Origin of the sequence: Shinella sp. S4-D37 (genome assembly GCF_040812195.1) — a bacterium.
GTDB lineage: Bacteria > Pseudomonadota > Alphaproteobacteria > Rhizobiales > Rhizobiaceae > Shinella.
This window is the reverse complement of the sequence record NZ_JBFNXL010000010.1, coordinates 1-23,030: the sequence shown is the minus strand read 5'-3', so window position 1 is coordinate 23,030 and position 23,030 is coordinate 1. Positions and strand designations below refer to the sequence as shown.

General features: G+C 62.6%; 20 protein-coding genes and 1 riboswitch. Of the genes, 15 read left to right on the top strand and 5 right to left on the bottom strand.

The window, feature by feature from the left end; translation table 11 throughout:
• Positions 1–105 precede the first annotated feature (105 nt).
• Positions 106–1,437 (bottom strand): extracellular solute-binding protein, encoded by a 1,332-nt coding sequence (locus AB3G45_RS29200; protein WP_367834033.1) that lies wholly within the window; start codon positions 1,435–1,437, stop codon positions 106–108.
• A 308-nt stretch (positions 1,438–1,745) separates the two neighbouring features.
• On the opposite strand from AB3G45_RS29200, the gene AB3G45_RS29195 reads away from it, so the two are divergent.
• From AB3G45_RS29195 to AB3G45_RS29140, 12 genes are all read left to right on the top strand, one after another.
• The gene (locus AB3G45_RS29195) at positions 1,746–2,786 is read left to right on the top strand and encodes a GlxA family transcriptional regulator (protein ID WP_367834032.1); all 1,041 of its coding nucleotides are present in this window, start codon (positions 1,746–1,748) and stop codon (positions 2,784–2,786) included.
• A gap of 138 nt (positions 2,787–2,924) precedes the next feature.
• Positions 2,925–3,890 carry a dihydrodipicolinate synthase family protein gene (locus AB3G45_RS29190; RefSeq protein ID WP_367834031.1) on the top strand — a complete coding sequence of 322 codons (966 nt, stop codon included), beginning with the start codon at positions 2,925–2,927 and terminating at the stop codon, positions 3,888–3,890.
• A 55-nt stretch (positions 3,891–3,945) separates the two neighbouring features.
• Entirely contained in the window at positions 3,946–5,442 is a 1,497-nt protein-coding gene (locus tag AB3G45_RS29185; protein WP_367834030.1) for an aldehyde dehydrogenase, read from the top strand.
• Positions 5,439–6,365, top strand: coding sequence for a D-2-hydroxyacid dehydrogenase (locus AB3G45_RS29180; RefSeq protein ID WP_367834029.1), 927 nt, complete (start codon positions 5,439–5,441; stop codon positions 6,363–6,365). The genes AB3G45_RS29185 and AB3G45_RS29180 overlap by 4 nt, the downstream gene beginning before the upstream one ends.
• On the top strand, positions 6,365–7,567 hold the full coding sequence (locus tag AB3G45_RS29175; RefSeq protein WP_367834028.1) for a mandelate racemase/muconate lactonizing enzyme family protein: 1,203 nt from the start codon (positions 6,365–6,367) through the stop codon (positions 7,565–7,567). Before AB3G45_RS29180 ends, AB3G45_RS29175 begins: the two co-directional genes overlap by 1 nt.
• A gap of 190 nt (positions 7,568–7,757) precedes the next feature.
• Entirely contained in the window at positions 7,758–8,915 is a 1,158-nt protein-coding gene (locus AB3G45_RS29170) for a sialidase family protein (protein WP_367834027.1), read from the top strand.
• A gap of 228 nt (positions 8,916–9,143) precedes the next feature.
• Positions 9,144–9,348: riboswitch (cobalamin riboswitch) on the top strand.
• 159 nt (positions 9,349–9,507) lie between these two features.
• Positions 9,508–11,427, top strand: a complete 1,920-nt coding sequence (locus AB3G45_RS29165; RefSeq protein WP_367834026.1) for a TonB-dependent receptor plug domain-containing protein — start codon at positions 9,508–9,510, stop codon at positions 11,425–11,427.
• Positions 11,427–12,275 carry an ABC transporter substrate-binding protein gene (locus AB3G45_RS29160; protein ID WP_367834025.1) on the top strand — a complete coding sequence of 283 codons (849 nt, stop codon included), beginning with the start codon at positions 11,427–11,429 and terminating at the stop codon, positions 12,273–12,275. Before AB3G45_RS29165 ends, AB3G45_RS29160 begins: the two co-directional genes overlap by 1 nt.
• Positions 12,272–13,273, top strand: coding sequence for a FecCD family ABC transporter permease (locus AB3G45_RS29155; RefSeq protein ID WP_367834024.1), 1,002 nt, complete (start codon positions 12,272–12,274; stop codon positions 13,271–13,273). Before AB3G45_RS29160 ends, AB3G45_RS29155 begins: the two co-directional genes overlap by 4 nt.
• Entirely contained in the window at positions 13,270–14,067 is a 798-nt protein-coding gene (locus AB3G45_RS29150; protein ID WP_367834023.1) for an ABC transporter ATP-binding protein, read from the top strand. The genes AB3G45_RS29155 and AB3G45_RS29150 overlap by 4 nt, the downstream gene beginning before the upstream one ends.
• Positions 14,060–15,094: a hypothetical protein gene (locus AB3G45_RS29145; RefSeq protein ID WP_367834022.1), complete on the top strand. Its 1,035-nt coding sequence runs from the start codon at positions 14,060–14,062 to the stop codon at positions 15,092–15,094. Before AB3G45_RS29150 ends, AB3G45_RS29145 begins: the two co-directional genes overlap by 8 nt.
• Positions 15,078–15,770 carry an adenosylcobinamide amidohydrolase gene (locus AB3G45_RS29140; RefSeq protein WP_367834021.1) on the top strand — a complete coding sequence of 231 codons (693 nt, stop codon included), beginning with the start codon at positions 15,078–15,080 and terminating at the stop codon, positions 15,768–15,770. Before AB3G45_RS29145 ends, AB3G45_RS29140 begins: the two co-directional genes overlap by 17 nt.
• 88 nt (positions 15,771–15,858) lie before the next feature.
• Here the strand turns inward: AB3G45_RS29140 and AB3G45_RS29135 are convergent, their stop codons facing one another.
• The 3 genes from AB3G45_RS29135 to AB3G45_RS29125 all read right to left on the bottom strand — a co-directional run bounded on the left by AB3G45_RS29135 (position 15,859) and on the right by AB3G45_RS29125 (position 19,560).
• Positions 15,859–18,282 (bottom strand): glucose/quinate/shikimate family membrane-bound PQQ-dependent dehydrogenase, encoded by a 2,424-nt coding sequence (locus AB3G45_RS29135; RefSeq protein WP_367834020.1) that lies wholly within the window; start codon positions 18,280–18,282, stop codon positions 15,859–15,861.
• Positions 18,283–18,548: 266 nt separating this feature from the next.
• Positions 18,549–18,797, bottom strand: a complete 249-nt coding sequence (locus AB3G45_RS29130; protein ID WP_367834019.1) for a hypothetical protein — start codon at positions 18,795–18,797, stop codon at positions 18,549–18,551.
• 334 nt (positions 18,798–19,131) lie between these two features.
• Positions 19,132–19,560, bottom strand: coding sequence for an Rrf2 family transcriptional regulator (locus AB3G45_RS29125; RefSeq protein ID WP_367834018.1), 429 nt, complete (start codon positions 19,558–19,560; stop codon positions 19,132–19,134).
• A gap of 120 nt (positions 19,561–19,680) precedes the next feature.
• On the opposite strand from AB3G45_RS29125, the gene AB3G45_RS29120 reads away from it, so the two are divergent.
• The 3 genes from AB3G45_RS29120 (at position 19,681) to AB3G45_RS29110 (ending at position 22,178) form a co-directional block, all read left to right on the top strand.
• A complete protein-coding gene (locus AB3G45_RS29120) occupies positions 19,681–19,872 on the top strand; it encodes a hypothetical protein (RefSeq protein WP_367834017.1) in 192 nt (63 codons plus the stop codon).
• 171 nt (positions 19,873–20,043) lie between these two features.
• Positions 20,044–21,717 carry a dihydroxy-acid dehydratase gene (ilvD, locus tag AB3G45_RS29115; protein ID WP_367834016.1) on the top strand — a complete coding sequence of 558 codons (1,674 nt, stop codon included), beginning with the start codon at positions 20,044–20,046 and terminating at the stop codon, positions 21,715–21,717.
• A 23-nt stretch (positions 21,718–21,740) separates the two neighbouring features.
• A complete protein-coding gene (locus AB3G45_RS29110) occupies positions 21,741–22,178 on the top strand; it encodes a CopD family copper resistance protein (RefSeq protein ID WP_367834015.1) in 438 nt (145 codons plus the stop codon).
• Between the two features lie 25 nt (positions 22,179–22,203).
• Here AB3G45_RS29110 and AB3G45_RS29105 read toward each other — a convergent pair.
• The coding region (locus AB3G45_RS29105) for a cbb3-type cytochrome c oxidase subunit I (RefSeq protein ID WP_367834014.1) at positions 22,204–23,030 on the bottom strand (827 nt) is incomplete at its 5' end.

Below are 23,030 nucleotides of genomic sequence, written 5' to 3'. Positions count from 1 at the left end.
CTTGGTGAACTGGATGAAGAGGGTCGAGACATAGGTGCGTCGCAATCATTTTCAGTTTCATGGGAGGGACGGTGGCCGGCAAGCCGGCCACCGGACGTAACGTTTTCACCCCTTGTCGAGATTCTTCTGCCAACGCTCCTGCAGCTGTGCCATCGCATCGGCGGGCGACTTCTGCCCCATCCAGACGTTTTCCAGGGTCTTTGCGAGGTAGTTCCCACCGGAATAGATTGTGAATTCCGCACCCTCGGTAACCGGAACCTCCAGGATCGTTGCGAAGTCCATGCCATCGACAAAGGCACCGCGCTTGTCCCAGGGAATGCCGGCCGTCTTGTAGTCAGGCCGCTCGACGATGGACTTTCGCGGCGATGCGCCACGACCGACCGTGGTCCACTTGAAGCTGTTGTCCGACAGCCACCGGATGGCTTCCATCGTCGCTTCGTAGCGGCTTTCATCTGCTTGTGCGTAAAGTTCCAGGCCACCCATTTCGAAATAGGTTTTGCGCGTGCCGCCGATATTCGGCATGGCAAATGTCTGGAAATTCAGCCCCTGCTGAACGAAACCGTTCAACGTCCACGGGCCGGTCCAGAAGATCGAGCCCTCACCGGTTCCGAACGCCTTGTAACGATCCGTAACGTCGCGCGTCGAAACTTTGTGTTCATCGAACAGCGCGAGGATCCATTCCATGGCCTTGATGCCGGCTTCCGGATTGACGCAAGCGGTCTTGAGGTCTGCGCTTGCCCGTTCGAACCCCATCTGCTCGGCCACGATACCCCAGGTCACGGTCGGCTGTACGCCCGAGCCTGTCATCATGATGCCGGAACGGGTGACCTTGTTTCCGGCGGTTTGCGTCAAGGCCTTCGCCCAGGTCAGCAGTTCGTCTGCGTTCGTTGGAAATGAATTCGGGTCGAGGCCAGCGGCCAGAACGTGGTCGATGTTTATTTCGGGCTGCAGGCTCATGAGATCCATCGGGATCATGAACATCTGGTTGTCGTATTTCGGATAGCGCGCGGCCGTAAGCGATGTTTCCGAAAAGTCGGCGAGATCGAGACCGCTGGCGGCGGCAAGCTTGTCGAGTGGAACAATGACGCCATCCCGCGCCATTTGCGCGGCCTTTCCGGCCGTCCCCCAGCCGAAGTCCGGCGCCTGACCCGTCGCGGCCGCGGTCAGCACCTTGGTGATGTACTGTTCCTCGGGAATGATCTGTATGTTGATCTGGATGCCCTTGCCCTTGTAGGCTTCGTTGAAGGCATTGATCATTTCGGCCCAGACTTCGCCATCGGATGCCGCCAGCCAGCTCCAATGTACGAGTTCTATCGGCTTGTTGTATGCGAATACATTCCCACCGATGAAGGGAGTAGCGACTGCAGCGCCAGAAACAGCTCCGGCCGCCTTAAGAAAACTTCTTCGATTGATCCCAGATCTCGAAAATACTGTCATTTTCATGCTCCCTTTTTTCGGTTGTAATAGACAAACAAGCTGTGCATGCATGGATTTTTTATTTTCAAAAGTGCAATATTACATAATTCTGTACCTATCGACGCGCTTCAAACCAAGAGACGCGATGCTTTCAATTTAGGCTCTATACACTCTCCGGCTCGACCCGTGCCCCGGATGGATGCGTTCAACAGCTTTTCAGCAGGTTCCCCGCTCACCGCCAAGATTGCCAGTGTTTCAAAAATTGAGTTTGCATTTCGAGACAAAAATAGAACTAATTGCGCGCAGCCGCATGAGCCATGGGGGAAAGTATGCAACGCCTAGGTCGCCCCATTCGCGAATATCAGGAAGTGGGAATTTTTCTTGCGCCGCAATTCTCGCTTTACGGGCTGATCCCGTTGATCGAGGTGTTCCGGGTCGCCAACCAGAACGCGGGAAAGCGTCTATTCAATTGGAGCTTCATCTCGGAAAACGGCAGCCCGGTCGAATCCGGCGCTGGCATGAGCATCGGGGCCGATACCAGCATCTACTCGGATTTCCACTTTGATCTGGTTTTCGTGTATTCCGGCAATGATGCAACGTCCTACCTGTCGAAACGGCTGGTGAGCTGGTTGCAGCGGCTCAATGCCCATGGCGTAATCCTGGCCGGAGTGGACACCGGTGCCTTCGCCCTTGCGGAAACGGGCCTGCTGAAGGGGAGGCGCGCGACTTGCCATTGGGAGGCGATGCCGTTGTTTTCAGAGCGCTATCCGGACAGTGATATCGTCGAGCGACGCTACATCATCGACCCGCCGTTCATCACCTGTGCCGGTGGAATTTCCGTGCTGGATATGGTCCTCGACCTCATCGAGCGGGAGTATGGCGCCGTCCTGGCAAGGCATATTTCCAACGGCTTCGTATATCCCCACCAGCAGCGGGGAGATGGCCCGCAACGATCTTCCGCGGGTGCGCCCCAGCAGGAGGCGCCCGACCCCGTCAGCCGTGCTGTCCGGCTGATGGAGGCGAATATAGAAAGCCCGCTTTCCGTCGCTCAAATTGCCGAGCAACTGAACCAGCCGCGCCGCAATGTCGAGCGGATATTCCGAAAGAAAACCGACTCCTCCATCGGGCAGTACTATATGCGGGTTCGCTTGGAGCGCGCGCGCGAAATGCTGTTCTACAGCAGTGAGGCGATCTCGGAAATTTCACTCTTGTGCGGCTTCAGCTCGCCGGCAATCTTCACCCGGACGTTCAGAGCCCATTTCGGACAATCGCCAAGCGAGTTCCGCTCCAGCTATTCACCCGCGGAGATGGCACGTTTCAGATCGCACGTCACCTGGTCGCTGAGCGAATCTCGAAATTACAAGAGATAACAAGGGGCCGCGAAGACCCATCAATTTATTGTCGCAATATGCAAATTCGGAACCCGGGACCTGAAGCTAGTCTCTAGCCGATCGTTCAGCGGGCCTCCAGGGGGCCGCCGACGGTGAGGAAAAGCGGAAGGATTTCCAGTGTCGAATTTGCAAAGATTGAACAAGCTCCGTGATAGGCTTGAAGGTTGTTATATCACTGTGCCGACCATGTTCCGTGATGATGACCTGGAACTGGACCTGGACGCCACACGCGCCCATAGCCGCTTTCTTCTGAGCCGGGGCGCAGCCGAAGGAAACGCCGTTTTGCTGGCAGCTGGTGCGGCCGGTGATTTCTCGGCGATGAGCATCGACGAGCGTTGTGCCGTCGCCCGCGCGATCGTCGAGGAGGTCAATGGCGCTGCACCGGTAGCCATGGGAGCGCAGACAACCTCCACGCGCGACCTGATCACGCTGGCAAAGGCGGCCGAAGCGATCGGGGTGGATTATATCCAGGTATCCTGCCCCTTCTATTTCTCCCATACGGAACAGGACTTCTTTGAATTTGTGAAGGCGGCGGCCGAGGCTGCACCGAATACCGGCATCATCATCTACAACACCTTCTGGACCAGCAAGAACGTCTCGTTCGACATGGTCGAGAAGCTCGCCGACATCCCCAACGTCGTCGGGTTGAAGTGGGCTGCGCCGCGAACCGACGCCATGGAATTCGAGCATGTCTGCAAGCATTTCTCGAAACGCCTCAGCATCATCGACAACAATCTGTTCTTCACGATGAGCCACATGATGGGTGCGCGCGCCTTCGAGGTGCACCTGTGCAACTACTGGCCCGAATGGGGACTGAAGCTGATGGATCGCCTTGGCCAGCGCGATTATCCGGAAGTCCAGCGGATGCTTACAGACGAGGCCATGCCGTTCTACCATCTTTGGATGAAGATCGAGAGTGAACATACGAGCGGGGACGGATATCTTGACAAACTATGCATGGAACTCATCGGCTTGCCGTCCAGCCGGTGCCGCCCGCCAACGCGCGACGTTCGTGATCTCTATCGTGAGGAAGCGCGAACGATGATGCTCGAAACCGGTGTTCCAGGCGTTCTGAAGCGATAGCCATCGCTGCCGGACGGGCCCGACCTGCACCCGCGACATGAAGGAGACTACCGGGATGGCACTTTCCCTTGAGCAGGCACGAGATATCGCAGGCGCATTGCGAATAAACGCAAGAGCGTTCATCGACGGGGCATTTACCGACGCCACGGGCGGCGCAACGTTCGAGACAATCAACCCGGCGACAGGGCAGATTCTCTGCCGGGTTGCGCATTGCGGCAGCGCGGATGTGGACCGGGCCGTCGCAGCAGCGCGTCGGGCCTTCAACGACGGTCGGTGGTCGCGTGCCGCACCGGAGAAACGCAAGGAGGTGCTTCTGCGCCTTGCGGGGCTGGTTCGGGAAAACGCGCACGAACTTGCCGTTCTCGAGAGTCTCGACAGCGGCAAGACGATCACCGACTGCCTGCACGAGATCGCCAACGAGGTTCCGACGTTCTTTCAGTGGTACGGCGAGCTTGCCGACAAGACGTTCGGCAAGGTCGCTCCCACCGGGGAAGATGTGTTGGCGCTTGTCGTCAAGGAGCCGGCCGGTGTCGTCGGGCTCGTCCTGCCTTGGAATTTCCCGCTGCTCATGGCGGCATGGAAACTGGCCCCGGCTCTGGCCGCAGGATGCTCGACCGTCGTCAAGCCGGCCGAGCAGACGCCGCTTTCCCTCATCCGTCTTGCGGAGCTGGCCCAGGCCGCGGGACTGCCAGACGGCGTGCTGAACGTCATTCCGGGGGGCGGTGAAACGACCGGCCAGGCCATCGGGCGCCACAACGATATCGATATCGTCTCATTTACCGGATCCACCGAAGTCGGCGGCTATTTTCTGCGCTATGCGGGGGAAAGCAACTTGAAGGTTGTCGGCTTGGAAATGGGTGGCAAGAGCCCACTCATTGTCCTCGATGATGCAGACTTGACCGACGATCTGATCGAGGAAGCCGCGAGAGCCGCGTTCTGGAACGGTGGACAGAATTGTTCCGCCAACATGCGCCAGATCGTCCACGCGTCGGTCGCCGATCTTTTCCTGGAGAAGGTCTCTGCCCGCGCCAGAGCCTATAAGGTCGGTGATCCGCTCGATCCACAGACCGATATCGGCGCGATGGTAACCGAAGAGCATATGGCGCGCGTCCTCGGCTATATTGAGCGCGGCAGGAGCGAGGGCGCCCGATTGCTGACCGGCGGGCGATGCGATGGTCCCGGCTACTTTATCGCGCCAACCGTCTTTGCAGCGTTGAAACCGGACATGACGATCGCGCGGGAGGAGATTTTCGGGCCGGTGCTCGGAGTTCTTGCGGTCGATGACATGGCCGAAGCGCTGCAACTGGCGTGCGACACGCAATACGGCCTGCACGCCTCCGTCTTCACCCGCGACATTGACCGTGCGCTCTACATGGCGCGGCGCCTTCCTTGCGGCACGGTCTCGATCAACAGTTTCTCCGAAGGAGACGTCAAGACACCGTTCGGTGGCTACAAACGCTCGGGCTCGCTGGCGCGCGACAACGGGACGGAAGCCCTCGACCAATATCTCCAGACGAAGACGATCTGGATCAACAGCAGGCCACCCGCATGAAGAAGATCGCCCTCTGTATCGAACTGCCGCCACACCAGCAGCAACGGCTGCGCGATGCGATCGGCTCGGATGACTTGCGGGTTTTTCTACCGGGGACGGACCTTTCGGACGATTGCCTGGATGAATGCGAGATCGTGTTCGGCAATCCGCCGGCATGCTGGCTAGCCGCGGCGCCGGGTTTGCGTTGGGTACAGCTGGAGTCCGTCGGCTTCGGCGAGTATTCCGAGCTGGACCGGTCAGTCAATCCCGGCCTGATCCTGACGAATCTGGCAGGTTTCTTTGCCGATCCTGTCGCCGAGACCGCATTGGCCGGCATTCTGGCGCTCGGGCGGGGAATCGACCGGCTTGTCCACCTGAAGGACAGCAAGACCTGGCAGGGCGATCCTCTGCGCAGCCGCCTGCGAATGCTTCGGGGCGCCCACGTCGTGATGGTGGGTTTTGGCGCAATCAACCAGCGGCTGGCGGAACTTCTGGCAGCCTTCCATTGCCGGATTACGACGATCCGCAGCGGCACGCCCACCGAGACGCTCGATGCGGCGCTACGCAGGGCCGACATCGTGGTCTGCACCGCACCGGATAGCGCACAGACGCGCGATCTGTTCGATGCGGCCCGCCTGTCGTTGCTGCCCGCGCATGCCATTTTCGCCAATCTCGGGCGTGGATCTATCGTCGACGAGATGGCGCTGGTCGCCGCCCTGTCTGAGGGAAGGCTCGCCGGTGCGGTACTCGATGTCACGCGCAGCGAGCCGCTGCCGGAAAACCATCCCCTCTGGGCATGTCCGAACACGCTTCTAACGCAGCATTCCGGTGGCGGCTCGACCGATGAGCTGGATCGCAAAATCGACGTCTTTCTTGCCAATCTCGTCCGATACCGCCGAGGCGAGCCGCTTCACGACGCGGTTGATTTCAATAGAGGATACTGATGCCCAATATCGCCAAAGTACGTTGTGTCCTGCTGAGCTCGCCCTATGCCGATGCAGATGATCCCGAAATCAAGGAGTGCTTTCCGAACGGCCCCAAGCGCACGATCGGCATGGTGGAGATCACGCTGGACAATGGTGTCACGGGAATAGGCGAGGGCTATCTAGCAGTATTCGCGCCGCTGGTTTTCCAATCCATGGTCAACCTCTGCGAGCCCTATGTGCTCGGCAAGGACGGCTTTGACATTGACAGGCGGGTGAAGGACCTTCGCAGCCTTTGCGACTACTGGTCTCTGCAAGGCGCTGCGCGTCATGTCATAGCGGCGTTTGAAACGGCGCTGCAGGACGCGAAGGCAAAAAGCCTTGGAATCCCGGTTTTCGAACTGCTCGGTGGCGCACAGGCAGACTCCATCCAGATCTACGGCAGCGGGGGCTGTTGTGACGCCAAGGAACAGTTTCTGCGCGAGCTCGATCTGCTGGCCTCGCTCGGGATCGAGATCTACAAGATCCGTTCGGTCAAGCGCGATATCCTGCGTACCGCCTGGGTGCTCGAAGAGGCCGGCAAGCGCGGCATTCGTGTCGGCGTCGACATGTGCCAGAATTTGGCCGATCCCCCACAGGAGGTCGAAGACGTCGTGCAATTCGTCAATGCCGTGCACGCGCTCACCGATTATCGCATGGTCTTTGTCGAAGAAGCCATCGGCCCGGATTGCCCCGAAGGCTTCCGTGAGTTGCGAAGCCGCATCGACGTGCCCGTATGTGGTGGCGAGATCATCACCACGCCGAAGGAAATGATCGAGCGCATCAATGCCGACGTCTACGATTTCGTACAGCCTGACGCCTCGGTGATGGGAGGGATTTCGGCGGTGATCGACGTTTTCGCTGCAGCCAGGGCGAAGGGCGTGGATGTCGTCGTCCACGCCTGGGGGGGCGCAGCGGCCATCATGGCAAGCTACCATGCTGCTTTTGCCGCCGGCGGAAAACTGGTCGAGTATCCGATGCTCGCCTTTCCGCTCGGTAGCGAGATGATTGGTGATCAGGGCAGGATCGAAGGCGGCCGGCTCATTCGCCCGACCGCTCCGGGCCTGGGGCTGACGCTTACGCCCGAGATGGAAGCCCGCTACCCGTTTGACGAGACCGCCGTCTATTCCTGTGTCCTTAACGACTGGGGACCACCGCCGGACAGCTATTGGCAGCGGGGCTGAGCCGATGACAGAGTGCTGGACCCCGCGCTGAAAAGTGCCACAAGGCGGGCGCCGCAAACCGATGCGGCGTTCCCCCGCCATGGCAAGCGGGCTCCCATTCATTTTTTCAGCGCTCCCGGCCGACGATTTGTACCGGCACCCGGCATGCTTTCTCATCCAAGGAACCACAAACAATCAGGACGGCGCGGCCATGAGTGAGAAAGCGCAGCATGGATTGGTCGACGTTTCCGACGCTCGCCATGGCGTGGTTCATAGCGAGGCATACGCCTATTGCGCGCATCCGCACATTGTTGTTGCACCGGATGGCGCCTGGGTCGTCGTCTTCAATCGTGCCCCACGTAGACCGTTTGTACTGCATCCCCCTGAAGAGCCGCTCTATCACAATGTCATCATTCGCTCGCGGGATCAGGGCCGTTCGTGGAGCGCTCCTCTGGTGGTTCCCGATTACAACCGGTCTGGCACCGAATGTGCCGGGCTTACCGTGTTGTCCGATGGCCGCTTGATGCTCAATCAATGGCAATTCGAATGGCTACCCTTAGAAAAGGCCCGACGGCGCATCGATCAGGCGGGCCTCACCTACCCCAAGGCATTCATGAAGGGCTGGCAGCTCTCCCCCGAGCACACCGCCGAAAATATGCCACCGGAAATGTTCGAGCATGTTGCTCCGTGGGTCCGCGGCGGCGGTCGTACCTTCGTCCATTTTTCCGACGATTGCGGGATGACTTTCGGTGACGAGGTTGAAATCGACACATCGCCGCGAACCGGCGGCTACGGAATGCGCGGTGCCGTCGAACTTCACGATGGCAGGATTCTCCTGCCCCTGAGCGACGTTCCCAACTACCGCCAGGTTTTTTCCGTTGAAAGCATTGACGCCGGTAGAAGCTGGTATCCGCCCGCGGCGATCGCTCATGGCGACGCGCATGAATTCGAAGAGCCCGCATTGTTGGCGTGTAGGTCGGGAAAGTTGCTTCTTGTTCTCAGGGACAATGCGACACGCTCCCTTCATCAGGCGGAATCGATGAATGGCGGTCTGTCCTGGACTGCACCGGTTCCCCTGCCGATCAAAGGCTACCCGGCCCACTTACTGCAGCTCCATGACGGTCGAATTCTGATGACGTATGGTTGGCGTTTTCCCGATTTCGGAATTAGGGCCGTATTGTCGAATGACGAGGGAAAGTCCTGGGATATCGCCAGGACGTTCTGCATTCGCGGTGCGATGCCAAACAAGAACCTCGGCTACCCTGCGACCATTGCTACGGAAGAGGGGGGCTTTTTCACAGTTTATTACGGCGAGGACCCAAGCGGCGTGACCGGTATCCACGGCACCTCCTGGGATATCGCAAGATAACCCTGCGGGCGATGTCATGTTGATTCTCCTGAGCGCGCCTGGACGACTTCCGGCTGGGAATGTGCAGGCGGGCTGAATGGATGGAGCGGCTGCCTCTCTACCGGTGACCTGCGTCGAACGGATCGCGATGGCGAACCGGCAGTCCGGCCAGCGCAATCATATGAGCGCAAAATGGTCCAGACTGTGGGAAATGCCATGCATCCCTTGACCCAACTTTAGGCCGCCGATAAGCTTGGCCACGGAATAGGTTCCGTCAGCATGACGGATGAAAAGGGAACACGGTGAGGACTACCCATCAGGGGCCGAAACCGTGACTGCCCCCGCAACTGTAACCGCCGAGCTTGCCTCATGATGCCACTGCGCGAACGCGCGGGAAGGCGGGACAAGCGATGACGCGGAAGTCAGGAGACCTGCCTGTGCCGGTCACCCATGCCAGGATACGGGGAGTGTCCGGGCGCGGCCGTCCGTAGCGGTGACATTGTCGAAGATGTCGCCGCGTCGATGGACGGTTTATGGAAGCGTCAGCTCTCCGGAAATCCTCACTCGCCCGCGGTTGGTAACCGTGCAGGGATCAGCCTGCCGTGGGGGAAATATGAAGACCTATCTGGCAGGGGCTTCCCTGCTTGCGATCGTATGGTGTCAGCCCGTCCTGGCGCAGGATCAGCCAGCAACCGAAACGCCGACCATGCTCGACGAGATCGTGATTGCCGACGGTCTCACCTCGGTGGAACTCAGAAAGTCCGGTCGCGCCGTCACCGTCATCACCGGCAAAGAGATCGAGAAGAACCAGGTTCGCTACGTGGCGGATGCGCTTCGGTTCGTGCCGGGTTTTGCCGTATCGCAGACAGGGCCCTACGGTGGCCTGACGCAGGTGCGCGTGCGCGGCGCGGAAGGCAATCAAGTGCTTGTCGTCATCGACGGCGTCGAGGTCAATGACAATGGCCAGGGCGAATTCGACTTCGGCAGCCTGCTTGCCGACGATATCGATCGCATCGAGATCCTGCGTGGCCCGCAGAGCACCTTCTGGGGCGCCAACGCCATGTCCGGCGTCATCAACATCACCACAAAAAAAGGCGAGCGCAACTCAACCAAATCCACGGCCCGGACAGAAGTCGGTACGGATGGCACGGTGATGGGCGCGCTCTCCACACGCGGCGGCGGCGAAAATTTCGACTATTCGCTCGCCGGCGTCCTGCGCCGTTCGGAAGGTTTCAACATTTCCGACATCGGGAAGGAAGACGACGGCGACCGCAACGGCACGCTGAACGGGAAATTCACCGTAGATCTGTCGCCCGATACAGTGGTGGACGGCACGCTGCGCTACGTCAACCGCCGCAGCGATCTGGATCCGCAGCACTACGACACCGCAATGACATATGATGCGGACGATTACATGAAAAGCCGGGAGTTCTTCGGCTCGATCGGCCTTACCAACACCGCGCACGACGGCGCGCTGACACAGAAGGCACGCTTTTCCGGCAACGACATCCATCGCTTCAACCACTCCGAGGACTTCGGCGACAGCTGGAACGACGGCAACCGCTACAACGCGACCTACCAGGCCTCCTATCGCTACGACGCGCTGGAAAATCAGGTCAATCAGGTGACCGCCGGCTACGAATGGCAGCGCGAGACCTTCTCGCCCTCGCATCTTGCCGAGACCTTCAGCCGCATCGCCCATTCGCTGATCGGCGAATATCGCGGTGAGTTCTTCGACCAGTTCTATCTCAACGCCGGCGCCCGGCAGGACTGGAACGACGCCTTCTCGGATGCCGCGACCTGGACGGTGAGCGCCGCCTGGCAGATCCCGGAAGCGGAAACGCGGCTCCATGCCTCCATCGGCACGGCCGTGACCAACCCCACCTTCTACGAGCAGTTCGGCTATATCCCCGGCACGTTCAGGGGCAACCCGAACCTCAAGCCGGAGGAAAGCCTCGGCTGGGACGTCGGCGTGGAGAAAAGCTTCTTCGACGGCGGCCTCGTCGTCGACGTCACCTATTTCAACCAGAACCTCGAAAACGAGATCGCCACGGTCTACAATCCCGACTTCACGTCGACGCCGGTCAATCGCAACGGCGAAAGCCGCCGGCAGGGCGTCGAGGTTTCCGCGACCGTCGATTTCTTCAACGGCTTCACGATGGGGGGCGCCTATACCTATACCGACGCGAGCGAGCAGACGGTGGCCGGCGGGCCGCGCCTTGCGGAAGTGCGCCGCCCGCGCCATACGGGCTCGCTGAACGCGGCCTATCTGTTCCATGACGACCGGGCGCGCGTCTTCGCCGAGGCGGTATTCAACGGCAAGATGGAGGATGCGGTCTTCGCCACCTTCGTTCCGCCGCGCGTCACGCTCGGCGGCTACACGGTCGTCAATGTCGGCGGCAGCTTCAAGGTCAACGAGACGATGGAGATCTTCGGCCGGATCGACAACCTGTTCGACCGCGACTACCAGGAAGTCTACGGCTTCAACACGCCGGGTCTCACGGCCTTCGCCGGCATGAAGGCGACCTTCTGATGGGCGGCAGGCGTTGGCATGCGATGATCCTTGCCGGCCTCCTCTGGCCGGTCCCGGCCGTCCGTGCCGACGCCCTTCCCGGGCGGGTCGTGTCGATGAACGTCTGCACGGACCAGCTGGCCATGCTCGTCGCGCGGCCCGGCCAGCTTGTCTCGGTCTCCTATCTGGCGCGCGACGCCGGCACCTCGGCCATGGCGGAGGAAGCCCGTGCCTATGCCGTCAATCACGGGCTGGCGGAGGAAATCTTCCTGATGAAGCCCGACCTCGTGCTCGCGGGCACCTACTCGACGCGCACAACCGTCTCGCTATTGCGCCGGCTCGGCTTCCGCGTCGAGGAATTCCCACCCGAAGCGTCCCTCGACGAGGTTCGTGCGAACCTTGCCCGCATGGGCGACCTGCTTGGCAATCCCGAGCGGGCGAAGGCGCTGGTTGCCGGCATGGATGCGCAGATCGAGGCGCTCGCAGTCAGCGAGACGCCGCGGCTGCGCACGGCTCTCTATTTCGCCAACGGCTACACGGCCGGTTCCGGCACGCTCGTCTCCGAAGTGGTGAAACGCGCCGGCCTCGACAACATTGCTGAGACGCTGGGCATGGCGGGAACCGCCCGCCTGCCGCTGGAATTGCTTGTGCTCTCCAACCCCGAACTGATGGCCGGCGGTCGCTCGGAGGCCGAAGGGCCTGCTCTCGCCGAGCAGAACTTTGCCCATCCGGCCTATCGCGCGCTCGTTTCCGCCATCGCCGAGGCGCCGCTCGAAAACCGGCTGACCGTCTGTGGCGGGCCGTTCACCCTTGAGGCCGCCCGTATGCTCCAGGACGCCGCGCGCCGGACTAAGGAAACAGCGCCATGACGATCCACTCCCATTACCGCACCACCATTGCTGTCCTGGCGGCGGTGACCCTCGCACTCTTTCTCCTCTCGCTCACCATCGGTCCGGCCGATGTCAGCTTTTCCGACAGCTTTCGCGCGCTCTTCGGTGGCGGCGAAGAGTTGCTGGTTCTGGTGATGCGCGAAATCCGCCTGCCCCGCGCCGTGCTCGGCTTGCTGGTCGGCGCGACGCTCGGCCTTTCCGGGGCGGCGCTGCAGGGGTATCTGCGCAATCCACTGGCCGAACCGGGGCTGATCGGCGTCAGCGCCTCGGCTTCGCTTGGCGCCGTCATCGCCATCTATACCGGCCTTTCCGCGCTTTTCGTGCTCGCTCTGCCGCTCATGGCGCTCGCGGGCGCGATGCTGGCCGTTCTCGTCCTCACCGCAATGGCGGGTGGGAATGGACGGCCTCTGGTCGTCATTCTCACCGGCATCGCCATTTCCAGTCTTGCCGGCGCGACGACCTCGCTGGTGCTGAACCTCTCGCCCAATCCCTTCGCGGCAATGGAAATCATGTTCTGGATGCTCGGCTCTCTCACCGACCGCTCGATGCCCCATGTCTGGCTAATGCTGCCCTTTACGGCGATCGGCTGGCTGCTGCTGCTTCGCCTCGGCCGGGCGCTCGATGCGCTCGCCCTCGGCCCCGACGCCGCTGCGAGCATGGGTGTCGATCTCAGGCGCGTGCAATGGCTTGCGATCGTCGGCACGGCACTCTCGGTTGGGGCCGCTACCGCGGTTTCGGGCGCCATCGGCTTCGTCGGCCTCGTCGTGCCGCATGTGCTGCGTCCCCTCGTCGGTTCACAACCGTCACGACTTCTGCCGGCAAGCGCGCTGGGCGGTGCTGCCCTGCTGCTTGCCGCCGACATTCTCGTGCGTGTCATCGCGCCGGATCGCGACATCAAGCTCGGCGTGCTGACGGCTGTCGTCGGCGCACCGTTCTTCTTCTGGCTCGTCTGGTCGCACAGGAGGACCGCGCTGTGAGCGTTCTCACCGTCGCAAACCTGTCAGCGACGCTTTCTGGCAAGCGGGTCGTGGACGGCGTGTCGCTTGTGGTCGGCAAAGGCAGCGTCACCGGCCTCATCGGCCCGAACGGTGCCGGCAAATCGACGTTCCTGCGCGCCTGCCTCGGCCTTGTCCCGGCAAGCGGCACCCTCCATCTCGACGGCGTCAATCTTACCGCTCTCAAGCCATCCGAGCGAGCTCGCCACCTCGCCTACCTGCCACAAGAACGTGAGACCGCCTGGGCGATGAGCGTAGAGGCCGTGGTGGCGCTCGGGCGGCTGCCGCATCACGCGCGCTTCGCCGCGCCCTCGCAGCGCGACGAAGCAGCGATCGAGGCAGCGCTCGTGCGCATGGACCTCATCCCCTTCCGCCACCGCGCCGTCACCAGCCTTTCCGGCGGCGAGCGGGCACGCGTCCTCATTGCCCGGGCGCTTGCCCAGGAAACGCCGGTGCTGCTTGCGGACGAACCGCTGGCCGGGCTCGATCCGCACCACCAGATCGCCCTGATGCGGCTCTTCAGGGAACTGGCTGCGGAAGGCCGCATCGTCATTGCGTCGATGCACGACCTGACGCTCGCCGCACGCTGGTGCGACTGCTTGCTCCTGCTGCATGGCGGCCGCGGCCATGCCACAGGCCTGCCGGAGGCCGTGCTGACGGCCCGAACTCTGGAAGATGTCTATTCGGTCGAGGCGTTCATCGGCGCCGCCGCCAGCGGCCTGATCGTGCAGCCTGTCGACCTGTCGCAGAAGAAGGATGAAAACGACCATGGCTGAGCTCCGGGATATTCTGCAAAGCCACCTCGTCGACGAGAGGGCGAGCTGGAGCATGGGCTCCTTCGGCGCCGTCGCGGAGTTCCATCAGGAAAAGGGCGAATACCTGGAGGCGGATGCACCAGGGCTCTTCGCGCGCGCGACCCGCCGCGGCGCGATCCGCCTGAATGCAGCGACGGTGGACCGCATCGAACCCGTCGCCTACGAGACGCTGAGCCCGAAAGCGCATCGCTGGAGCCATGCCCTCGCGCTCTGCCTGCCCCCCAGGGAAGCTGCCGGAAACCGGCGCGACACCCTTGCGGAACTCGGGTCGGACGAGGAGGCGGTTCGTCCTGCGGATCGCAAGGCGGTTCTCTTCGACATGGGCCTTGCCTTGCCGCAATGCGATTTCTGCATCCGCACCGAGGACCCCGATCTCCTCGCCCTCCTGCGCGAAAATGCCGGGCGCAGCCTGTTCGACCCGGCGAACCCGGCCGGCGGCGCGATCCTCAAGGCCCATCCGCACCGCGTGGCGCTGACGCGGATCGGCCGCGTGGAGGTGTTCCAGAAGATCGGCGGGCCGGATACCGGCGGCGTCTCGCCGCCCGGCCCGCACACCCATCTCCTGCCGCAACTCCTGAAATCGGGCCGTACCCACTCGGCCAACACGCCAATCCCGGACCATCTGGTGCCGCTCGGCTATCTTCATCCGGCCAATCCGGTCATGGACGGCATGGGGGAAGACACGGAATTCGACATCGACGACCATGCCCGCTTTCAGGCGCTCTACGACCAATTCGCCCGGCCCGACCTGCCCCTGCTGCGCAAGGCCGTGCTGGATGCGCTAGGCCGCAAGCTGGAGCCGGCCGCGTTCACCGCGCCGTCGGACCGCTTCGGCCGCGCGACGTTGCGCCTGACGCTGCGCCAGCAGCATCGTCTGGCCGAGCGGTTCGCCAGCCATGCCTATGGCGAGCTGGTCGTCCTGTGGCGCGAGGTTTTCGACAAGGTGTCCGACACAGCGACAGCAGACGACGATGCACCCGGTCATTGAAACGGTGGGCAACGCGCGGAACCACGCCTTCTCGATCCGCAGGCATCCCCCTTTTCTCGTTGCGGCTTTCGATGCGCCGCAGACCATGCTGAGCTGGTCGCTGACCCGTCCGGGGTTCGTCGTCTCGCGTTCCGTGGTTTGGCTCGAGGTTCGGGACGGGGATTTGCCTCTCTATGTCGATCCCGTCGAACTCTTGCGCGAACGCATGAGCCAAGAAGGACACGCCGAGGCCGTGCATCTCATGACATCGCGCGATCTCGCCCATCATCATCTGGCGAGCGCCGCCGCGGGCGACATTACATCTTCGTGCCTTGCCACGGTCGGCCTTTCCAATGCCGGCCGGATCGGCGAGCCCTTCGATAGCAGCACCCCCATCGGCACGATCAACCTACTCGCCCATGTCGATGCGTCCTTGTCCGAAGCAGCACAATTGGAGGCGCTTTCGATCGCCACCGAGGCCCGCACCGCCGCCGTGATGGATCTCGGTCTCGTGCGCAGCGGGCGCATCGTGACCGGCACAGGAACCGATTGCATCGTTGTCGCGTACCCTTGCGAAGGCACGAAGATGCCGTTCGCCGGACTTCATACCGATATTGGCCTCTCCCTGGGGCGGGCAGTCTACGATGCTGTTACCGAGGGAGGCCTGCGCTGGCTTGCGGAGCGATCCGGGGTATAAGAAGCGATGCCTCCAAACCCGACGGACAAGAGGACGGATCCCAGAGCCGGAAGCAGCATGGAAAGGGCCGTCAGACTCCCGGGACAGATCACGGCAAGGCATAGGCGATCACATAGTCGCCGCGGTCGGGGGACTGGCGCGCGCCGCCAGCGGAGATGACGATATACTGCTTGCCGGTCTTCGGCGACTTGTAGCTCATCGGTCCGCCCTGGCTGCCCACGGGCAGGCGTGCTTTCCACACCTCCCTGCCTGTCGCGCTATCGAAGGCGCGCAGATAGTAATCCTGGGTTCCCGCGATGAAAACGAGACCGCCTTGCGTGGCGAGCGTGCCGCCGAGCGTCGGCATCCCGATCGGGATGGGCAGGCCCATCTTGATGCCGAGCGGGCCCGTGTCCTCGACCGTGCCGACAGGCACCTGCCACTTGATGCCTTGAGTCTTCATGTCGATCGCGGTGATCGTTCCGAAGGGCGGTGCCTGGCAAGGGATACCGAGCGCCGAGAGGAACCGGTTCTTGTCGACCGCATAGGGCGTGCCCTTCATCGGCACGACGCCCATGCCGGTATTGACCGATTCACCGCCGCTGGCGACCGCCTCGCTGGGTGCTGCTTCCACCATCCGGATCCACAGGCCCAAGCGCATGTCGTTGACGAAGATCGTATTGGTCACGGGATCGGTGGAGATGCCGCCCCAGTTCATGCCGCCGAGGGAGCCGGGAAAGTTCAGCGCAAGATCCGTCCCCGGCACGGTGTAGACGCCGTCATAACGCATGCTTTTGAAGGCGATGCGGCACAGGAGCTGGTCGAACGGCGTGGCGCCCCACATGTCGCTCTCCGTCAGCGTCTGAGCGCCGATCTGCGGCATGCCGACCGAAAGCTTCTGCGTGGCGGAATAGGGCTCGTTCGGGATCGTGCCCGGCTTGACCGGCACGTCCTCGACCTTGGTAAGAGCTTGGCCGGTGGCGCGATCGAGGACATAGATTTGCCCCGCCTTGGTGCCGAACACCAGCGCGGGAACCGTCGTTCCGTCCGCCTTCGGGAAGTCTATGAAGGAGGGTTGCATCGGCACGTCGAAGTCCCAGAGGTCGTTGTGAACAGTCTGGTAGACCCATTTTTCGCGGCCTGTCGTGGCGTCGAGCGCCAGCATCGAGGCGCCGTATTTGTGGTCGAGTTCCGTACGGGTCGCCCCGTAAAGGTCGACGGAGGGGCTGCCGACCGGCATGAATACGGTGTTGGATGCCGGATCGTAGGACATGGAGGCCCAGACGTTCGGCGTCGAGCGCGTATAGGTCCGGCCTTCCGCCGGCAACGTGTTGATATCAGGATTGCCGGGGTCGAAGGCCCAGCGCAGCTCGCCTGTCACGACGTCGAAGCCGCGCATGACGCCACCCGGCATGTCGACCTGCACATTGTCGGCGATACGGCCGCCGACCACAAGGGTGGTGCCGGCGAGCGTGGGGGCGGAGGTCAGCACGTAGCTCGGATCGGGCGCGTCGCCGAGGCCAATCTTCAGGTCGACGCGGCCGTTGGTGCCGAAACCCGTGCAGAACGCGCCGGTGTCGGCGTCGAGCGCGATCAGTTCGGCGGTGATCGTGTTCATAAGGATGCGGCGCTGGCAAAGCGCGCCTTCGGCAACGGTGACGTCCGTCACCGGTGTTGCGCCCGCCGCCGTCGGCTGGACGAGCGGCCGGGTCGCATCGAAATAGGCAAGGCCGCGGCAACGCATCCAGACCGACGACTTGGCGTTGATCTCGGTTTTCCAGATCTCCTTGCCCGTATCGGCATCAAGCGCGATGACGTTGTTGTGCGGCGTGCAGAGGAAGACGCGCTCGCCCACCTGCAAGGGGGTCTGCTGGTCTTCCGCGCCGTTGGCGTCGGGGCTGATCGGCGTGTCGCCGGTATGGTAGGTCCAGGCGACCTTGAGATCGGCGATATTGTCCCGGGTGATCTGGTCGAGGGCGACGAACCGGCTGCCGCCGGACGTATTGCCATAGGCCTCCCAGTTCTTCTGTTCGTTCGTTGGATCGACCTTGGTGAGCGCTTCCGGCGTGCCGGAGAAGGCGACGGGCGGATGCGGCACGAACATGCCGGCCATGCCGCCGGCGGAGGCGAGCGCCAGCACCGCGGCGAGCGCGAGAGACGGCCCCCGGACCGGCGAGAGGCCCACCGACAGCCTCAGCGCCGGATAGGAGAGCGCCACCACGGTGGCGCCGACGCAAAGCGCCAGGAGGCGCGAGTTCAACGGCCAAAAGGTAAGGCCAACGTCCCACAGCGCCCACGCGACCGTCACAAGGAAAACGAGGCCGAACAGCAGGGCGCCGGACGGCCTGCGGCGAGCGATGAGAAAGCCGGAGGAGAGAAGGAAAACGCCCGCGACAACGAAATAGAAACTGCCACCAAGCGATGCGAGCCTGCCGCCCGCGACGGTGAAGAAAAGCCCTGCGGCAACGATGATCGCTCCCAGCAAAACAAGCCAAGCTCTCGCCAGGGAACCTATCTGCATCGTGCTCGACATGGGCGCCTCCTATGTTCATCGGCCCTCAACATGCAGACCGCACATGACGTTCGGCAAGAGGGCTTGCGAAATTCTCTTCGACTATCTACGAGGGGCCAGATTCTGTTGCAAAATTCGACATATCATCATGCGTACCACAGAAGGCTTGCAACTGCGCCTTCCACAGAGCACTACCGCCGAGAAAACCTCGGCGCGCAGCTTTTCCGCGACGCTATCCATTTCCGCCTGCATATCGAGCCAACGCCCGCGCTTCGAGGTGGTTGCGCCTATTCCGCAGCGATCGGAAATTCATTCGCGGCGGCTCGCGCGGAAAGTCCGGCCGAGCGGGCCGCCGCGATGGCGAGCCAGTCCCGGTAAAGGCCCCTGTCCTCCCGGGCGAAGACGGCGCGCCGCTTCATGTCGTCGAAGGTGTCGCCCGGATGAGAGCGGTCGTAATCCGCGCGCACGAGCGATTCCAGACGGACACGTTCGGCATCGTCCCTGGGGCGGACGTATTCCTGGAAGTTGCGCGGCATGAAGCTCACCTCTGCTCGATCTTTGTGGGGATATCATCCATGGCGCGCCCGTCCTCATTTATGACGGGCGCACGGTCCGCGCGTTCGCACTCCCCGAGTTCCGTGACCAACCAGGCCGGGCAAGTCCCGAGGCCTTGACTCCAGATCGCAAAGAGCATCTCGAGACGTTCCGCGCGGTCAGGCGTTCCTGCCCCAACCCGGCCGTCAGCGACTTCGCTTGCCGGCACCATGTCTGCCTCCATAAAAGATATATTTAGAATGTATCTTTTATGGAGGGGAAACAAGGGCAATTTTGTCGCGGCTGCGAGTTGAGCCGCCTGCCATGCCTTTCGCCTCACGCCGCCGGCTGGAGGCCGAAATCCTCGGGGCTGAGGACGAGGTCGGCGAGCGTATAGCGCTCGACGGTGACGATGAATGCCGAAAGCGCTTCGTGGAGAACGCCGCGCAGGCGGCAGCGCGGCGTCAGCATGCAATGGTTGTCGGCGGTAAAGCACTCCACCAGCGCAAAATCCGGCTCCGTCGCACGCAGGACGTCGCCGAGATTGATCTGTCCGGGAGCCCTGGCGAGCGTCAGCCCGCCGGAACGGCCGCGAACCGCCTTGAGAAAACCGGCCCGCGTGAGTTGGTTGACCACCTTCATCAGATGCGCGCGCGAGATCCCGTAGACGGCGGCGGTTTCCTCGATGGTGATCAGCCGGTCGGCCCGCGCGGCCGCGAGCATCAGGACGCGCAGCGCGTAGTCTGAAAAGTTGGTCAGTCGCATCCGGCGGCTTCTCCCGGTCTTCAAGGATGGAAAGAGGCTTTCGCCGTTGCATTCCTTCCGGCAGAGGAATAACATACATATAGAATATATCTTTACGCCCGAATGACAAGGAGAAGCGTCATGGCCAGGCAGAAGGATACCCGCCGGCGTGCAAAGATCGCGGACGACGACGTGAGCGAAACCGAAGGGCCGGAACCGGGATGGGACGCCGTCGCGCAGGCGTCGTGGGAATCCTTTCCGGCCAGCGATCCTCCCGGCTGGATCAACCTGCCGCATCGCGATCGGCCGGTCACGAAGCGCGCGCCCTCCTAGAGCATTTCCGGTGAACTCCGGTTCACCGGAAATGCTCTAGATTCTTGTTTTTGCCGCATTATCCGACGCCGAAGCGATTTCGCTTCGCCTGGAAATGCTCCAGGACCGGATGCAGGCCGCCAGCACCGCCGGTCGACGAAACGGTGCACGTCTTCCTCCCGAGGTTTCCCCATGCCTTTCAACGAACGCTCGAAGCACATCACGCAAGGGGTCGCACGCTCGCCCAACCGGGCGATGTATTACGCGCTCGGCTACGAGAAGGCCGACTTCGACAAGCCGATGATCGGCATCGCCAACGGCTATTCCACCATCACGCCCTGCAATGCCGGGCTCCAGCCGCTGGCCGACGCGGCGGCCGCGGCCATCAAGGCGGCGGGCGCCAACCCGCAGATGTTCGGCACGCCGACGATCTCCGACGGCATGTCGATGGGGACGGAAGGCATGAAATACTCGCTGGTCTCGCGCGAGGTCATCGCCGACTGCATCGAGACCTGCGCACAGGGCCAATGGATGGACGGCGTCCTTGCCATCGGCGGCTGCGACAAGAACATGCCCGGCGGGATGATCGGCATTCTGCGCGTCAACGCGCCGGCGATCTTCGTCTATGGCGGCACGATCAAGCCGGGCCGGTGGAAGGGCGAGGAGCTCTCCATCGTCTCGGCCTTCGAGGCCGTCGGTGCCTTCATGGCGGGCTCGATGAGCGAGGAGGACTTCGAAGGCATCGAACGCAACGCCTGTCCCTGCAACGGTTCGTGCGGCGGGATGTACACCGCCAACACGATGAGCTCCTCCTTCGAGGCGCTCGGCATGTCGCTGCTCCATTCCTCCACCATGGCCGCTCCCGACCGCGAGAAACGCGACAGCGCGGCGCAGTCCGGCCGCGTTCTGGTCGAGGCGGTGAAGAAGGGCATCAAGCCCCTCGACATCGTCACCCGCAGATCGATCGAGAACGCGGTGGCGCTCGTCATGGCGATCGGCGGCTCCACCAATGCGGTGCTGCATTATCTCGCCATCGCCCATGCCGCCGGAATCGACTGGACGCTGGACGATTTCGAGCGCGTGCGCCGGAAGGTCCCGGTCCTGTGCGACCTGAAGCCCTCCGGCCGCTACATGGCGGTCGACCTGCACGCGGCGGGCGGCATCCCGCAAGTGCTGAAGATCCTTCTGAAGGCGGGGCTCCTCCATGGCGACTGCCTGACGATCACCGGCAGGACGCTGGCCGAGGAGCTTGCCGGCGTGCCGGATGCGCCGCGCGCCGACCAGGACATCATCATGCCGATCGACAGGGCGCTCTATCGCGAGGGGCACCTGGCCATCCTGAAGGGCAATCTCGCCGAGGACGGGGCCGTCGCCAAGATCACCGGCCTCAAAAGCCCTGTCATCACCGGCCCCGCCCGGGTGTTCGACGACGAGCCGTCGGCGATGGAAGCGATCCTCTCCGACAGGATCAGGCCGGGCGACGTGCTGGTGTTGCGCTATCTCGGCCCCCGGGGCGGGCCCGGCATGCCGGAAATGCTGGCGCCAACCGCCGCGCTGGTCGGGCGCGGGCTCGGCGAAAGCGTCGGCCTCATCACCGACGGGCGTTTTTCCGGCGGCACCTGGGGCATGGTGGTGGGCCATGTCGCGCCGGAAGCCTTTGTCGGCGGCACCATCGCGCTCGTCGAGGAAGGCGACATCGTCACCATCGACGCGCGAAAGCTCCTCCTGCGGCTGGAGGTGGACGCAGCCGAGATCGCACGACGCCGCGCCGCCTGGAAGCAGCCCGAACCCCGCTACAGGCGCGGCGTGCTCGCGAAATTCGCCACCCTTGCCCGCCCGGCCAACGAAGGCGCGATCACAGGCTAGGAACGCAGGAGACCTCGCCCGCCATGGCCCATTTCGCTCTCGTCACGCTGCATCTTTTCGCCGCGATCATGTTCGTCGGAACCGTCTTCTTCGAGGTCCTCATCCTCGAAGGCATCCGCAAGCCCGTCGGGCGAGACGTCATGCGAACGGTGGAAACCGAGGTCGGTCGCCGCGCCCGCCGCCTGATGCCGTTCGTCATCGTGGTCCTCTATTCAGCGGGCGCCCTCATGGCCTGGCAGTACCGCGAAGACCTCGCCCGTCCCTTGGCCAGCAGCTTTGCGATGCTGCTTTCGATCAAGATCGTGCTTGCGCTTAGCGTTCTGGTGCATTTCATCACCGCCGTCACGCTGGGATCGCGCGGCAAGCTCAGGTCCAGACATGTCCGCTTCATCCATCTCAGCGTGTTCTTCCACGTCGTCCTGATCGTCTTCCTGGCAAAGGCGATGTTCCACCTGGCCTGATGGCGGTGCCCCCGCACCGCCCCTCCTACCGGATCAGCGGCAGTGCCGTGAACTGGTGGAAGGGCGGTGGAGAAGAGAGGGTCCATTCGAGCGTGGTCGCTCCGGCGCCCCAGGGATTGTCCCCGGCAATACGCTTGCTCGCGAAGGCTTCCGCGACCGCGAAGAAGAAGACGGCAAGGCCGGCGGCCGAGATGTAGGAGCCGATCGAGGAGACGAAGTTCCAGCCGGCGAAGGCATCCGGATAGTCCGCATAACGACGCGGCATGCCGGCAAGCCCCAGGAAATGCTGCGGGAAGAAGACGAGGTTGACGCCGACGAAGGTCAGCCAGAAATGCAGCCTGCCGAGCGTCTCGCTCATCGTGTAGCCGCTCATTTTGGGGAACCAGTAGTACCAGGCGGCAAAGATGGCGAAGGCTGCGCCAAGCGACAGCACGTAGTGGAAATGCGCGATGACGTAGTAGGTATCGTGCAGCACGCGGTCGATGCCCGGATTGGCGAGCACCACGCCGGTGACGCCGCCGATGGTGAAGAGCAGCACGAAGCCCATCGCCCAAAGCATGGGCGTGGCGAAGCGGATCGATCCGCCCCACATCGTCGCCAGCCATGAAAAGACCTTGATGCCCGTCGGCACGGCGATGACCATCGAGGCGAAGGCGAAATAGCGTTGCGAATCCAGCGAGAGACCGACGGTGAACATGTGGTGGGCCCAGACGACGAAGCCAATCGCGCTGATCGCCACCATGGCATAGGCCATGCCGAGGTAGCCGAAGATCGGCTTTTTCGAGAAGGTCGAGATGACGTGGCTGACGATGCCGAAGGCCGGCAGGATCATGATGTAGACCTCCGGATGGC